General features: G+C 36.5%; 13 protein-coding genes. 4 read left to right on the top strand and 9 right to left on the bottom strand.

The annotated features are described in order from the left end of the window. The first annotated feature begins 109 nt into the window (after positions 1-109). Complete coding sequence (locus C8N28_RS13590; protein WP_132225857.1) at positions 110-1,498, top strand: efflux RND transporter periplasmic adaptor subunit; 1,389 nt, start codon at positions 110-112, stop codon at positions 1,496-1,498. A 45-nt stretch (positions 1,499-1,543) separates the two neighbouring features. Next, positions 1,544-2,539, top strand: coding sequence for an acyl-ACP desaturase (locus C8N28_RS13595; protein ID WP_132225859.1), 996 nt, complete (start codon positions 1,544-1,546; stop codon positions 2,537-2,539). Here the strand turns inward: C8N28_RS13595 and C8N28_RS13600 are convergent. Continuing rightward, positions 2,520-3,788, bottom strand: a complete 1,269-nt coding sequence (locus C8N28_RS13600) for a PepSY-associated TM helix domain-containing protein (protein WP_132225861.1) — start codon at positions 3,786-3,788, stop codon at positions 2,520-2,522. The two genes, C8N28_RS13595 and C8N28_RS13600, sit on opposite strands and share 20 nt — an antisense overlap. Positions 3,789-3,938: 150 nt before the next feature. Here C8N28_RS13600 and C8N28_RS13605 point away from each other — a divergent pair, with 150 nt between their 5' ends. Continuing rightward, positions 3,939-4,862 (top strand): helix-turn-helix domain-containing protein, encoded by a 924-nt coding sequence (locus tag C8N28_RS13605; RefSeq protein WP_132225863.1) that lies wholly within the window; start codon positions 3,939-3,941, stop codon positions 4,860-4,862. 6 nt (positions 4,863-4,868) lie between these two features. Here C8N28_RS13605 and C8N28_RS13610 read toward each other — a convergent pair whose 3' ends face one another. Continuing rightward, entirely contained in the window at positions 4,869-5,084 is a 216-nt protein-coding gene (locus tag C8N28_RS13610) for a hypothetical protein (RefSeq protein WP_132225865.1), read from the bottom strand. Between the two features lie 88 nt (positions 5,085-5,172). Between C8N28_RS13610 and C8N28_RS13615 the strand changes: the two genes are divergently transcribed. Next, a complete protein-coding gene (locus tag C8N28_RS13615) occupies positions 5,173-6,132 on the top strand; it encodes a TIGR01212 family radical SAM protein (RefSeq protein WP_132225867.1) in 960 nt (319 codons plus the stop codon). 44 nt (positions 6,133-6,176) lie between these two features. Here the strand turns inward: C8N28_RS13615 and ilvA are convergent, their stop codons facing one another. From ilvA to ilvC, 7 genes are all read right to left on the bottom strand, one after another. Beyond that, positions 6,177-7,427: a threonine ammonia-lyase IlvA gene (gene ilvA, locus C8N28_RS13620; RefSeq protein ID WP_132225869.1), complete on the bottom strand. Its 1,251-nt coding sequence runs from the start codon at positions 7,425-7,427 to the stop codon at positions 6,177-6,179. 3 nt (positions 7,428-7,430) lie between these two features. Further along, positions 7,431-8,603, bottom strand: a complete 1,173-nt coding sequence (locus C8N28_RS13625; protein WP_132225871.1) for a 2-isopropylmalate synthase — start codon at positions 8,601-8,603, stop codon at positions 7,431-7,433. 26 nt (positions 8,604-8,629) lie between these two features. Continuing rightward, complete coding sequence (gene leuB / locus C8N28_RS13630; protein WP_132225872.1) at positions 8,630-9,727, bottom strand: 3-isopropylmalate dehydrogenase; 1,098 nt, start codon at positions 9,725-9,727, stop codon at positions 8,630-8,632. 2 nt (positions 9,728-9,729) lie between these two features. Further along, positions 9,730-11,196 (bottom strand): ATP-binding cassette domain-containing protein, encoded by a 1,467-nt coding sequence (locus tag C8N28_RS13635; protein ID WP_185140150.1) that lies wholly within the window; start codon positions 11,194-11,196, stop codon positions 9,730-9,732. Next, positions 11,196-11,780: a 3-isopropylmalate dehydratase small subunit gene (leuD, locus tag C8N28_RS13640; RefSeq protein ID WP_132225874.1), complete on the bottom strand. Its 585-nt coding sequence runs from the start codon at positions 11,778-11,780 to the stop codon at positions 11,196-11,198. Before leuD ends, C8N28_RS13635 begins: the two co-directional genes overlap by 1 nt. A 51-nt stretch (positions 11,781-11,831) precedes the next feature. Beyond that, positions 11,832-13,229, bottom strand: coding sequence for a 3-isopropylmalate dehydratase large subunit (leuC, locus tag C8N28_RS13645; protein ID WP_132225875.1), 1,398 nt, complete (start codon positions 13,227-13,229; stop codon positions 11,832-11,834). Positions 13,230-13,308: 79 nt separating this feature from the next. Beyond that, positions 13,309-14,790, bottom strand: a complete 1,482-nt coding sequence (gene ilvC, locus C8N28_RS13650; RefSeq protein WP_132225876.1) for a ketol-acid reductoisomerase — start codon at positions 14,788-14,790, stop codon at positions 13,309-13,311. Between the last annotated feature and the right edge of the window lie 71 nt (positions 14,791-14,861).

Raw genomic sequence — 14,861 nt, forward strand, 5'->3', positions numbered from 1 at the left:
ATTTGATTTTATCCAGGCGAGATACAACCTGATATTCAGAACCAAGGTAATCGACTACTATTTAGGAAAGCCTATTACTTTTAACTAAAATAAATTATATTTATAAACTATGGCAAAGAAAAATAAATCGCTTAAATATGGCGTTATTGCGATTGTGATTATACTGGTTTTTGTGATTATAGCAAATAAGGCTGGTTGGATTGGACAGGGAGACGTTATTAAAGTTGCTACTGAAAAAGCTGAGAAACGAACCGTAAATGAAATGGTTTCTGCGAGTGGTAAAATTCAACCGGAAATTGAAGTAAAGTTAAGTTCTGAAGTTTCGGGTGAAATTGTTGAATTGAACATTCGTGAAGGAGATATCGTAAAGAAAGGACAAGTATTATGTCGTGTAAAACCTGATATTCTTCAGTCTGGTTATGATAAGGCTGTAGCATCATTAAACTCACAACGTGCAAATCTGGCTGCAGCGCAAGAACAGTTAAAGCAAATGGAAGCTACTTTTGCAAATAGCGAAGCTAACTATAATCGTAATTTAGAACTCTTCAATAAGAAAGTTATTTCGGCTTCAGAATTTGAAAACATTCGTTCAGAATACTTAGGTGCAAAAGCAAACTTAGAAGCTCAACGTCAGAATGTTATAGGTGCTCGTTATGGCATCGATCAATCTCAGGCAACCGTTAAAGAAGCTTCAGATAATTTGGCAAGAACAACAATTTATGCGCCAGTAGATGGTGTAATTTCATTATTAAGTGTAGAATTGGGCGAACGTGTAGTAGGAACAGCACAAATGGCGGGTACAGAAATTATGCGTATTGCTAATATGTCATCTATGGAAGTGAATGTGGATGTGAATGAAAATGATATCAATCGTATATCAGTTAATAATGAAGCAACCATTGAAGTTGATGCATTTAGAGGTAGAAAATTTAAAGGGATAGTTACAGAAATTGGTAGCTCAGCAAAAGGGGTAGCAACTTCAACAACGACTTCAGCAGAACAGGTAACCAATTTCAATGTGAAAGTTCGTATTCTTGCTGAATCATATACTGATCTTGCTGAAGGTAAATCAGAATTAGATTCTCCTTTTAAACCAGGATTATCTGCAACGGTAGATATTCATACACAAAAAGATAATGGATTATCTGTACCTATTCAAGCAGTAACAACACGTGAAATTAATGCTCAAGGAGAAAGCACGCCTCCAGGTGAGGAAGCAGCATCGACGCCAACGGATACCCCTGCAGGAGGCCCTGAAGCTAATGCAAGCACTACTGCACCAGTTAATGCAAGTCTTAAAGAATGTGTTTTCGTATATAGAAACGGTAAAGTTTATCAGGTTAACGTTACAACAGGTATTCAGGACGATCAGTATATTCGAATTTTAAGTGGTTTAGAAGAGGGTGAAGAAGTAGTAATAAGCCCTTTTACCGCTATTTCTAAAACATTGAAAGATAATACAGCAGTAGAAAAAGTAAGTAAAGAACAGCTTTTTTAGAAAGCTTTTAAATTTGCTGGCCAAATACGTACCTTTGGCTTAGATATGCAAGAGAAACAACAGCCAATACATATAGGTTCAAGAAAAGAAGTAATGTCTTATCTTGAACCTTTTATGCTCAATGAAATGAGCGAATATCTAAAACCTATAGATGAAAATTGGCAGCCTTCAGATTTTCTTCCCGATGCAACCCGAGATACTTTTTTTGAGGAAATCAGAGACCTTCAGGATTCTGCAAAAGAACTTTCATATGATACCGTTGCTGTATTAGTAGGTGATACGATTACAGAAGAAGCGCTTCCAACTTATGAATCATGGTTATCTATGGTTGAAGATGTTTCTAAGAATGGACAAGGAGGCTGGATGAAATGGGTGAGAGCCTGGACCGCAGAGGAAAATCGACACGGCGATTTGTTGAATAAGTATTTATATCTATCCGGTAGAGTTGATATGCGTCAAATGGAAATATCCACTCAATACTTGATTAGTGATGGCTTTGAAATAGGTACTGGTCATGACCCTTACCGTAATTTTATATATACTTCTTTCCAAGAACTGGCAACTAATGTTTCTCATAGGCGTGTTGCAGGTTTAGCAAAGCAATCAGGTGATAAATTATTAGCAAAAATGTGTGGAGTCATTGCATCTGATGAAGCACGCCATGCTAAAGCATATATGTCATTTATTAAAAAAGCAATGGAGGTTGATGCTAACGAAGTTCTTATTGCTTTTGAAGATATGATGCGACATAAAATAGTGATGCCGGCTCATTTTCTTAGAGAGATGGGAATGAATATCGGACAAACATTCGGCCATTTTACCGATGCAGCTCAAAGACTAGGAGTTTATACTTCAGTAGATTATGTTGATATCTTAAAAGAACTAATCTTAGAATGGAAGTTAGATTCTATCCGCGATTTAAACGAGGCTGGTGAAAAAGCACGTGATTATGTAATGAAATTACCGAACCGTTTAAGCCGTGTAGCAGAACGTATGCGTATCCCTACAATGGATTATAAATTTAAATGGATTCATGCGTAACCAAAACTGGTTTACGCGATACTTTAACTTTACTTCCCTTTTTCTTTTTTAGTTTATTAATCCAGATCAATGTTCCGGTAACTGGTAGGCTTGTAGCAATTAAACAAGCTAGGAAATAGATTAATTTACTAAACTGACCGTATACATCGCCCACATGCAGGGCTTTAATTGAGCCACTTACTCTTTCGTTAAATGGTTTGTCCCTGAAAATCATCGTTTCATGAACACTTGCATCCTGAACTTTTAGTTTAATTTGATTAGCTGCTGCTGGTGTAAAGAATCCCGCTTTAAATTTGCTAATGCTTATAATATCCTCATTATCTGCAGGTATTGTAACTCTTATATCCCCTTCGTACGGAAATGATGTATTTACAGTTTCTAGATACGATGACATAGGTAATAATGTAATTGCAGCTTGACTTATATTTTCTGTATTCTCTTTTGAATCTGCACCTCTTGCATTTCCTCCTTTAGCTGGAGCTGCTGGTGCCTCGTAGGTTCCTAAAGCTTTTCTTAGTCCTGTCCTATACCATTCAAACGACCATTGTGGGCCTGTTATACCCATCAATAGTAGAAATACAAAAGAATATAAAGAAAGACTGTTGTGGATATCGTGATTGATACGTTTCCAGTTGCTATTAAATTTAATAGTAAGACCTTGTCGCCATCTTTTTATTTTCCTGGGAAACCAAATTACAATACCTGTTAACAGACCTATAGTAAACAGGATAGTCATTGCTCCGGAAATATAGCTTCCTAATTTCTGATTTGCTAATCCTTCAAATATTGGAGTTTCAACCTTGTCCAGCAACAGCCAGCGGTGTAAACTGAACATAGAGCCCATAAATGTAGCAACCTTACTTTCCTCTTTTGAGTTTCCTAAAATCTCCCCGTTATAAGGGTTAATATAGTATGTAACGCCACCTCTGCTATTATCTCCTTCTTTTCTTGTACTAATTTGATATGATTTTGATTGACTTGACGGAATAGTAAAACCTGTTATCCTGGCATTACTTTCAACCTTAACAATTTCTGATAATTGTTCAATATCAATCTTATTAGCTTCAGGAGTTACTTTATGTAAATGAGAGGATGCCAGCTCTCTGATTTCTGTATTGTAAACATAAATAGTTCCACTCAAACAGATTACAAAAACGAAAATCCCTGCAATTAATCCAACCCATAAATGGATATCATTAAATAGCTTTCTTATTATTTCCCAGTTACTCTTGGTTCTTGTATTTCTCATGATTGAATCACTTAGTGCTAATAGTTGAATTTATTTAGGCTTATTCCAATAAAAAGCTATATTTGTACGCTATTTGGATATAGTCTAAATAAAACCAATCGCAAAAGTAGGAGATTTTGATAATTTCTTATTACGAATTACGGAGCAAATATGACGCAAGACGGAATTTTAAACGATAAATTATTAAATAGCGATATAAGCCTCGTAAATACTGCCATAAGTATGGAGTTAAAAATGGATGAGATTTATATCTGGCATATTTTACCTAAACAAAATCAATCCAAACGTTTTGATTTCCAGGATAATGAATCATATATTCAAATGGTTTTCTCTCTTGATTATTTGAAAGATTATCAAGAACATAATGTCGGCAATGCGGCTTATGATTTGCATCCGGAACAGAATGATTTATTATTTATTCCTCGTGATTATAAAGATTTCTCGACTATACAGATCAGCGAAGAGCGCGAATTATTTGGAATAAATATTAGCACAGATTTATTTCTAAAGGTTCTTCCTAAAGAGAGCCCCATTTCAGATACCTTCAAAGATGGAATGTTGAATAATCAATCTATAATTGTTAAATCTGAAAATCGATTGGTTACTATAGCAATGCGTCATGTTATTGAACAAATTATGCGTTGTATGCGTGACGATCATTACAGGTTCATTTATTATCAGGCTAAAGTTATGGAGCTGTTAAGCTTGCAACTAGCTCAAATTGAAAATTCAACCAAAGAATCTCAACAATTAAAATACGATGAACTTAAAAGAGTCCATCGGGTAAAAGCTATTCTAGAACAAAATCCAGAACATAATTACACTTTATTAGGTTTGGCACATGCTGTTGGAACCAATGACTCAACCCTTAAAAAGCATTTTAAATTAATTTTTGGAATAACAGTTTTTGGCTATTTAAATGCATATAGAATGGAAATGGCTAGAAAAGTGTTATTAGAGCAAGATTGTAAAGTAGCTGTTATTGCAAGCCAATTTGGTTATAAACATGCTACCCATTTTAGTGCTGCCTTTAAAAAATACTTTGGTTATCCGCCAACGAAATTAAAAGTGTAGAAACGGTCAATTCTTTTTGCCTTGTCTATCTGGATTTTGATTCCCACGATTTACATTGCCTTGTTTATTGTCTGTTTGAAATGAATACTGACCACCACTATTTGGAATCCCTTGATTTTTATTCATCTTTTTTATATCTGAATGTTCCCGGTCAGTTGTTGATTTTGGATGTTGGGTTCCTTTTCTATCTGCAGGATTAACTCCTTTTTCTTTATTGTTCATAATAATAGAATTATTTTAATTTTAAAGTATCCATATATAAAATAACGCTTGAACCAAGACTTTGTTTAAATATATCTAACTTTGTTGCATGAGTACATTATTAGATTCTGGCCAAAAACCTTATAATCACTACGGAGCATACCTGCGTAAAAAATACGATGGAAAGAGGGTATTCAAGATCATTGTAGATGGCCATTTTACATGCCCTAATCGCGATGGGAGTAAAGGTTATGGTGGCTGTTCCTATTGTAATGTAGATTCTTTTACTCCAGATTCTGCCAGAAAATTGCCGAGCATTAAAGAACAGGTAGAAGAGGGGATTGAACGTGCTATTAACGGTTACAGAGCAGAGAAGTTTATTATTTACTTTCAGCCCAATACCAATACATATGCACCCGTTCATGCATTAAAATCCATGTATGATGAAGCTTTAAGCATAGCTCCGGAACATGTTGTAGGTCTTTCTATCGGCACCAGGCCTGATTGCATTGATTTCGAAAAGGTCGCTCTTTTAGAAAGTTATTCTGATCGTTACGATGTCGATTTAGAAATGGGAATGGAATCTATTTACAACGATACTTTAAATCGTATTAATAGAGGTTGCAGTCACGAAGAGCTTGAAAAAGCTTTGAATCTGGTTAAAAATAGCCCCTTAGATATTTGCGTACATAGCATTTTTGGCTTCCCATGGGAAACTCATGAAATGATGTTACGTTATGCAGATGAGATTAACCGTTTCCCTCAAATAAAGTTTGTTAAACTGCACCATCTTCATATTGTAGAAGGTTCTATTATGGGTGTTCAATATAAAAGAGAGCCATTTAAGGTATTTAGCTTGGAAGAATATACTGATTTTCTATGTGAGTTTATCCCGCTTCTACGTCCCGATATTGTCTTACAACGCTTGTTCGGTTTAGCAGATCAAGATCTTTTAATTGCACCTAATTGGGGATTAGGCAAGTCGTCGATTCAAACCCATATAGACAAAGAATTAGAAAGAAGAGGAGCTATCCAAGGATCCAATTATAAGGTACCTCACCTAATTTAAGATAATAACATTAAAGGAGGCTATCTATTGAAACTATTCGAATACTATATAAAGTACTCGAATAGTGTTTTATCGTTATTGATCTCTTTAAAGTCAAAACCCTTTAGTTTCATCCGTTCAACAAGTGCCTGGTAATCTTTTGCACATTGAACTTCTATACCAACCAAAGCAGGGCCTCTTTCTCTTTGAGTTTTCTTAATAAATTCAAAACGGGTAATATCATCTGTAGGCCCCATCACTTCAGTAACAAAAAGTTTTAATGCGCCTGGTCTTTGTGGAAAATGAACTAAGAAATAATGTTTCTTTCCCTCATATTGTAAGGAAAGCTCTTTTATTTCGGCCATTCGATCGAAATCGTTATTGCCACCACTAATAATACATACTACTTTCTTACCCTTTATTTCATCCTTAAACATGTCAAGTGAGGCAACTGTTAATGCACCTGCCGGTTCAGCAACAATAGCGTCATTATTGTACAAGTTTAAAATGCTCGAACAAACTTTTCCTTCGGGTACCAGCTCAATCCTGCTTATATATTTTTGACATAATTCGAAGGTTAGATCACCCGCCCGTTTAACTGCTGCACCATCTACAAAGGTGATAATGTTATCAAGCGTTACTGGTTTACCAGCAGAAAATGCTGCCTTCATACAAGGCGCTCCTTCAGGCTCAACACCAAAACAGGTGACTTCCGGGCGTGCATGATTAAAATAATATCCTACTCCAGAGGCTAAACCACCACCACCAATAGGTATAATTACAACATTAACATCCGGTAAATCCTCTAGAATTTCTACCCCTACAGTTCCCTGACCCTCAATTATTGCAGGATCATCAAAAGGAGGAACAAAGGTCATATTATGTTCCTTGGTATAAATTAAAGCTTCTCTAAGGCAATCATCAAATGTATCGCCTGTCAGAATAATTTCCACAAAAGATTCTCCAAACATACGAGTTTGGTCAATCTTTTGTTTCGGAGTATGGCTAGGCATAAATATTACACCTTTGATCTGTTGATTCTTACAAGAGAATGCAAAACCCTGAGCATGATTTCCTGCACTTGCACACACTACTCCATTTTTTCTTTCCTCGTCATTTAAACGAGATATTTTATTATAGGCACCTCTTAATTTATAAGATCGTACAACTTGCATATCCTCACGCTTCAGATAAATTGAAGCATTGTATTTTTTGGAAAGCCTGCTGTTATATTGAAGAGGAGTTCTATTGATTACCGATTGGATACGTTTTAAAGCAGCAACTGAATCAAGAGTTATATCCGAATGTTCGGCCATGTTTTATACTTTTATAGTTGTATTTTGTGCTAAATTAATTAAATCCTGATCGGTTATTTCCTTTTTACCATCGGCTAAATCAAGGAACTTAGTATATAGACTATCTAAATCACTTCGTTCTAAATTATAGCCTAAACGTTGTAGATGATATTTTATGGCGTGTCTTCCGCTTCTTGCTGTTAAGATGATGCCTGCTTCATCTAAACCCACATCTTCCGGTTTGATAATTTCATAGTTTTCACGATGCTTTAAAAAACCGTCCTGATGAATTCCTGAACTATGAGCAAATGCATTCTTTCCAACAATTGCCTTGTTAGGTTGCACAGGCATATCCATCATCATACTTACCTGGCGGCTAATAGCAGTAAACAGTTTACTATTTATGTTTGTTTTTAAGCCATCAAAACTATTATGATGAACTTGAAGAATCATGGCCACTTCTTCTAAAGAAGTGTTTCCTGCACGTTCTCCTATTCCATTAATAGTACATTCTACTTGTCTGGCACCAGCTTTCACTCCAGCAATCGAATTCGCAGTAGCTAAGCCCATATCATTATGACAATGCACAGAAATAATAGCATTATCAATATTCTTAACATTCTCTTTTAAGAATCTGATTTTATCAGCATATTGTTCAGGTAAACAATAGCCATTTGTGTCTGGAATATTGACTACGGTTGCGCCGGCTGAGATAACAGCTTCGATCATTTTAGCAAGATATTCATTGTCAGCACGACCTGCATCTTCAGCATAAAATTCCACATCCTCAACAAAAGACTTGGCATATTTCACAGCAGCAACCGCGCGTTCTAAAATCTCCTCTCGTGTGCTGTTAAATTTATATTTGATATGCATATCAGAAGAACCAATTCCTGTATGAATTCTTCCTCTTTTAGCAAACTTTAATGATTCAGCTGCAACCTTAATGTCGTTTTCATTAGCCCTGGTCAAAGCACAGATAATTACATCATTTAGATTCTTAGACAGCTCAACAACACTTTGAAAGTCGCCCGGACTAGATACCGGGAAACCTGCTTCAACGATATCAACGCCCAAGCGTTCCAGTTCAATTCCAATTTCAATCTTTTCTGAAGTAGTTAATTGGCATCCTGGCACTTGCTCTCCATCCCGAAGAGTGGTGTCGAATATGTATAAATGATTTGGATCGTGTAACATATGAATTTCTTTTTGAAGATTAATAATTATGAATAGACGACATTCTTTTTCTCAGCAAAAGCCTCTAAAACTTTGGCTCCCATCTCTTTCGTCCCTAAAATTAATTCAGGAGAGGTAGTGTTATCTGCTATATCCAGTGTTCTAAAACCAGCTTTCAGTGTATCAGCAACCGCTTTCGTAACAAAAGCTGCTTCCTCTTTTAGTCCAAAGCTAATTTCCAGCATCAATGCAACCGATAGGATAGAAGCCAACGGATTTGCTTTATTCTGACCTGCAATATCATGTGCAGAACCATGGATAGGTTCAAAGAAACCAGTTCCGTCACCAATAGATGCAGAAGCCAGCATGCCCATAGAACCTGCTATCTGCGATGCCTCATCTGTAAGTATATCCCCAAATAAATTCGCTGTAAGAACTACATCAAACTTCTTAGGATTCTTAACCAATTGCATAGCCGCATTATCAATGAACATATGTTCCGTTTCAACATCCGGATATTGTTGAGCAATTTCTTGAACAACTTCTCTCCATAAACGCGATGTCTCTAAAACGTTTGCTTTATCTACAGAACATAAACGTTTACTTCTTCTTTGTGCAGCTTCAAATGCTTTTATTGTAATTCGTTCAATTTCATAACGATTATAATTCATGAGGTCAGAAGCAAAATTCCGATCGTTTGAACGGTGTTTCTCACCAAAATATACATCGCCTGTTAGTTCTCTGAAGAATAATATATCAGTTCCTTTCAGAATTTCCGGTTTTAAGCTTGAAGCATTCAAAAGTTCATCAAAAAGTAAGATAGGTCTTAAATTAGCATATAGGCCTAACTCTTTTCTGATTTTTAATAAACCTTGTTCTGGTCGTACTTTAGCCGATGGGTCATTATCATATTTAGCGTGTCCAATTGCACCAAACAGAATAGCATCACTTTTTCTGGCCTTTTCCAAGGTTTCATCAGGAAGCGGATTTCCAGTTGCTTCAATAGCAACATGGCCCATAATGGCTTCATCGAATGCAAAGTCATGACCGTACTTCTCGGAGATCTTCTCTAAAACCTTTTTACCCCAGGTAGTTACCTCTTGTCCGATACCATCACCCGGAATAATTAATATATTTTTCTTCATTTTTAAAAAATACTTTCTGTTAAACTTTCAATGGCTTCAACCCGGCCATTCTTTAATATAATTCTTTTTTCAATACAAGTAGGCAACTGTGTTTCAAAATGACCTACATAAATTAATGTTTTTCCGTGAGTACAAAGCTCATCAACAATATCGTTAAAATGTTGGGTCTGTACTGCATCTAAACCCTGACAAGGTTCATCCAGAATTAATAGTTCTGGATTCTTGATAATCGTTCTGGCTAATAAAACTAAACGCTGTTTTCCTAAAGGCAGAGTATTCAATAACTCGTATTTATATTCTTTCAGATCAAAAAACTCAAGAACCTCATCTACCTTTCTTTGCTTGTCATGAGTTAAATCATGAAATAATCCAATACTATCATAAAAACCTGAGGCAACGCTCTGCCATACTCTAGCTGTACTATCAAAATACCAATGCAATTCAGGAGAGATAATTCCAAGATGTTCCTTGATATCCCAAATACTTTCACCGCTCCCTCTTTTCTTTCCAAATAGGTAGATATCACTGGTATAAGCTTGCGGATGATCACCATTGATTAAACTTAACAAGGTTGATTTCCCAGAACCATTGGGTCCTTGTAATAGCCATTTCTCACCAGCTTTTACCTCCCAGCTAACATTATGTAATACCTGCTTATCGCCGTATTTTACATTTACATTATTCATTCTGACCATACTTTTGGCAGAAATATCAGGAGCCTGCTGAAGAAAATAGGGGAGTACCTTTTTAATCCTGGTCTCTTCTTTCGTTATTCCTTCTTTATTATTAACAATCACTAAGCGACTGTTTTTTATTTCAGCAAACCGGTTAATACAGTCCGGTAATTCATCATCGTTGCTAATCAATATTAAATGCAAGCCTTGACTTGTAAGATCATCAAATACCCGATTTAAATTTTTGCGCGATGCTGCGTCCAAACCAGTATAAGGTTGGTCGATAATAAGCAGTTGAGGTTTTAGCCACAGTGCTTTTATCAATTGCATCTTTTTATTCTCACCGCTCGAAAGTTCGATGAGTTGCGTATTTTTAGAATTTGAAAACCCAAATAGATCTAAATAATAGCTAACATCGTCAATATCCAACGCCTCTTCCTGAGCAAATTTCAGCAGCTCTGCATATACCGTTAATGTATCGTTTTGCTGATGCTTATTATAACGTTGTTGATAATAGAAATTACGGTCTCCCTCAAGATTGGTAAACTGATACCAGCTTGAAACAAAAACTACTTGCTTTGGAAGCACGCTCGAAGGGTCAAAGTTAATTTCAATATCTCCTGAGCTTTTCTCTAAGCCTGCAATGGCTCTGGCCAGAGATGTTTTCCCCGAACCGCTTTTGCCGCCTAATAACCAATTTTCCCCATAAAATATTTGCCAATTCAATCCCTTTAATACCTCATTCTGTTGGTATTCCAGATTTAAATTAGTGATATTTACAAGAGGCTTCGGCATTATTTCGACTGTTCGTACTCTTCTATTAAGTTTTTATTGTTCAATATAAAATCGATGTCATCATAACCATTGATAAGGCACGATTTCTTATAAGGATTGATTTCAAAGCTTTCCTGATCGCCGGTTTCAGCCAATAAAACGGTTTGATTTTCCAGATCTATAACCAGCTCTGTATTCGGATTCTTAGTTACTGCTTGAAATATAACATCTAAGAATTCATCAGAAACCTGTATAGGAAGTAAGCCATTGTTCAATGCATTTCCCTTGAAAATATCAGCAAAGAAACTACTGATCACTACATCAAAACCATAATCTTGTATAGCCCAGGCTGCATGTTCACGGCTACTGCCACAGCCAAAGTTTTTACCAGCTACCATAATTTTCCCACTATAAGTAGGATTATTCATGATAAAATCTGCTTTAGGCTGATTGTTGCTATCAAAGCGCCAATCGCGAAATAGGTTTTCACCAAACCCTTCCCGTGTAGTTGCTTTTAAGAAGCGGGCAGGAATGATTTGATCCGTATCTATATTTTCTATTGGTAGTGGAACTACCCTTGATTTTAATTTTTCAAATTTTCTCATTCGAATATCTTGTTTAATGTAAAGGTGCGATAGTGGGTATTAAAGCACCTATTACAATAATTCCCTAATATCGCTAATCTTGCCAGTTACTGCAGCTGCAGCAGCCGTCAATGGGCTTACCAACATGGTACGTGCATTGGGCCCTTGCCTACCTTCAAAGTTCCTGTTTGATGTAGATACGCAATATTTTCCAGCAGGTATTTTATCCTCGTTCATTCCCAGACAAGCACTGCAGCCCGGTTCGCGAAGTTGAAAACCTGCAGCTTCAAAGATCTTGTCTAAGCCTTCTTGTATGGCTTGTTTTTCTACTTGTTTAGATCCTGGAACAATCCATACCTCTACGTCAGAAGCTTTTTGTTTACCCTTTACAAAGCTGGCTATCTCTCGTAAATCTTCGATTCTGGAATTAGTACAGCTTCCTATGAAAACATAATCAACAGGTCTTCCTAATATTTCCTTATCATCTTCAAAGCCCATATATTCCAATGCCTTTTGATAAGAGAATTGTTCACTTTCTGGTTGAGACTTAATCGCCGGAATATGTTCTGTAATTCCCATTCCCATTCCCGGGTTCGTACCATAAGTAATCATAGGGGAAATATCTTCAGCTTTAAAGCTTAATACTTTATCAAACTGAGCATCTGCATCGCTATAAAGGGTTTTCCAATAGGCTAATTCCTTATCCCACTCTGCGCCCTTAGGTGCAAATTCACGTCCTTTGATATAGTCGAAAGTTGTTTGATCCGGAGCAATTAAACCGCCACGAGCGCCCATTTCTATACTCATATTACAGATAGTCATACGAGCTTCCATGCTAAGCGCCTGAATGGCTGTACCAGCATATTCAATAAAATATCCCGTTCCTCCTGCTGCAGAAATCTGCGCAATAATATAAAGAATAATATCTTTTGCTCCTACACCTTTACCTAAGGTACCATTTACTTCTATTTTCATGGTCTTGGGTTTCTGCTGCAATAAGCACTGTGTAGCAAAAACCTGTTCTACTTGCGAGGTTCCGATACCAAATGCGATAGCGCCAAAGGCACCGTGAGTAGAAGTATGGCTATCTCCACATACCATTGTTTTACCGGGCAAAGTTATGCCAAGCTCGGGGCCAATAACATGAACAATACCTTGATAAGGATGACCTAAACCATAAAGCTCGATACCGAACTCAGCACAATTTTTGGTCAGCATATCTACCTGATATCTTGATAATTCTTCTTTAATAGGTAAATGTTGATTGAGGGTAGGAACGTTGTGATCGGCCGTCGCAACAGTTTGTTTTGGGCGAAATACGGGAATCCCTCTTTTACGCAATCCGTCAAATGCTTGAGGTGAAGTAACCTCGTGGATTAAATGTGTGTCAATATATAGAATATCCGGAAAACTCTCTTCGCGCTTGACGACGTGCGCGTCCCATATTTTTTCTACTAATGTTCTCGACATATTTTTAATATTTTAAAAGGCTGTATAAAGAAGCGCCTATGCAAAGCATATACTTTATACAGCCTCTTATATTTCTTATTTAAACTGTTTTAATTGTTTTCATCGCGGTCATTGCTTTTCTTAATACACTGCCTACTTTTTCAACAGGGTGGGTACGAATAGCATCGTTAACAGCTATCAAAGTTTTGTTATCAACAGCTCCGTCTTTACCATCATTGTAATTCTTACCAATGATATCAGTATCTACAGTCTTCATGAAATTCGCCAATAATGGTTTACAAGCATGATCGAATAAATAACATCCGTACTCTGCTGTATCAGAAATTACACGATTCATTTCAAATAATTTCTTACGGGCAATCGTGTTTGCAATTAATGGAGTTTCATGTAGAGACTCATAATAAGCTGATTCAGGTTTAATGCCTGCCTCAACCATGGTTTCGAAAGCTAATTCAACACCTGCTTTAATGTAAGCAACCATGAATAAAGCATTATCAAAATATTCTTGATCTCCGATTTTTACATCTCCGGCTGGAGTCTTTTCGAAAGCAGTTTCACCTGTTTCAGCTCTCCATGTCAATAAGTTTTTATCATTATTAGCCCAGTCTTCCATCATAACGCGGCTAAATTCGCCACTCATAATATCATCTTGATGTTTTTGGAATAAAGGACGCATAATTGTCTTTAATTCATCCGCAACTTCAAAGGCTTTTATTTTAGCTACATTGCTCAATCTGTCCATCATAGCAGTAATACCACCTTGCTTTAAAGCTTCTGTGATAACTTCTACACCATACTGAACTAATTTAGAAGCATAACCCGGATCAATTCCCTTTTCTACCATTTTATCAAAAGATAAAATAGATCCGGTTTGTAAAAGACCACAAAGGATGGTTTGCTCACCCATTAAGTCAGATTTAACTTCTGCTACAAAAGATGATCTTAAAACACCGGCTTTATGTCCGCCTGTTCCTACACAGTAAGCTTTGGCTTCTACAAGACCTTTTCCTTGAGGGTCATTCTCAGGGTGTACAGCAATTAAAGTAGGTACACCAAAACCACGTAAATATTCAGCTCTTACTTCACTACCCGGGCATTTTGGAGCAACCATAATAACTGTTAAGTCTTTACGGATTTCCATGCCTTCTTCAACTATATTAAAACCATGAGAGTAAGAAAGAGTTGCTCCTTGTTTCATCAAAGGCATAATTGCTTTTATTACTGAAGTATGTTGCTTATCCGGTGTTAGGTTAATAACTAAATCAGCGTTTGGAATAAGCTCTTCATAAGTACCAACTTTAAAGTTGTTATCGGTAGCATTTTTCCATGAATCTCTTTTTTGTTCAATTGCTTCCTTGCGTAAAGTATAAGAAACATCTAAACCGCTATCTCTAAGGTTCAATCCTTGGTTTAATCCTTGAGCACCGCAACCTACAACCACAATCTTTTTTCCTTTTAAGGCATTTACACCGTCTGCAAATTCCGTACGGTCCATAAATTCTGCAACGCCTAATTGGTTTAATTTTTCTCTAAGTGGTAATGTGTTAAAATAATTTGCCATTGTTTTAATTGCTTGTTTTTAATGTATTTTTCATTTGATTGAGACAGGCATGTTTTAATTAAGCCTGCTCG

It is taken from the genome of Albibacterium bauzanense (assembly GCF_004339765.1).
Lineage (GTDB): Bacteria > Bacteroidota > Bacteroidia > Sphingobacteriales > Sphingobacteriaceae > Albibacterium > Albibacterium bauzanense.

Coding starts and splice junctions, on each gene's coding strand:
- C8N28_RS13615 (WP_132225867.1), top strand. CDS start 5,173: ATGAGTACATTATTAGATTCTGGCCAAAAACCTTATAATCACTACGGA.
- C8N28_RS13590 (WP_132225857.1), top strand. CDS start 110: ATGGCAAAGAAAAATAAATCGCTTAAATATGGCGTTATTGCGATTGTG.
- ilvA (WP_132225869.1), bottom strand. CDS start 7,427: ATGGCCGAACATTCGGATATAACTCTTGATTCAGTTGCTGCTTTAAAA.
- C8N28_RS13605 (WP_132225863.1), top strand. CDS start 3,939: ATGACGCAAGACGGAATTTTAAACGATAAATTATTAAATAGCGATATA.
- C8N28_RS13595 (WP_132225859.1), top strand. CDS start 1,544: ATGCAAGAGAAACAACAGCCAATACATATAGGTTCAAGAAAAGAAGTA.
- C8N28_RS13625 (WP_132225871.1), bottom strand. CDS start 8,603: ATGTTACACGATCCAAATCATTTATACATATTCGACACCACTCTTCGG.
- C8N28_RS13610 (WP_132225865.1), bottom strand. CDS start 5,084: ATGAACAATAAAGAAAAAGGAGTTAATCCTGCAGATAGAAAAGGAACC.
- C8N28_RS13600 (WP_132225861.1), bottom strand. CDS start 3,788: ATGAGAAATACAAGAACCAAGAGTAACTGGGAAATAATAAGAAAGCTA.
- C8N28_RS13635 (WP_185140150.1), bottom strand. CDS start 11,196: ATGCCGAAGCCTCTTGTAAATATCACTAATTTAAATCTGGAATACCAA.
- leuB (WP_132225872.1), bottom strand. CDS start 9,727: ATGAAGAAAAATATATTAATTATTCCGGGTGATGGTATCGGACAAGAG.
- leuC (WP_132225875.1), bottom strand. CDS start 13,229: ATGTCGAGAACATTAGTAGAAAAAATATGGGACGCGCACGTCGTCAAG.
- ilvC (WP_132225876.1), bottom strand. CDS start 14,790: ATGGCAAATTATTTTAACACATTACCACTTAGAGAAAAATTAAACCAA.
- leuD (WP_132225874.1), bottom strand. CDS start 11,780: ATGAGAAAATTTGAAAAATTAAAATCAAGGGTAGTTCCACTACCAATA.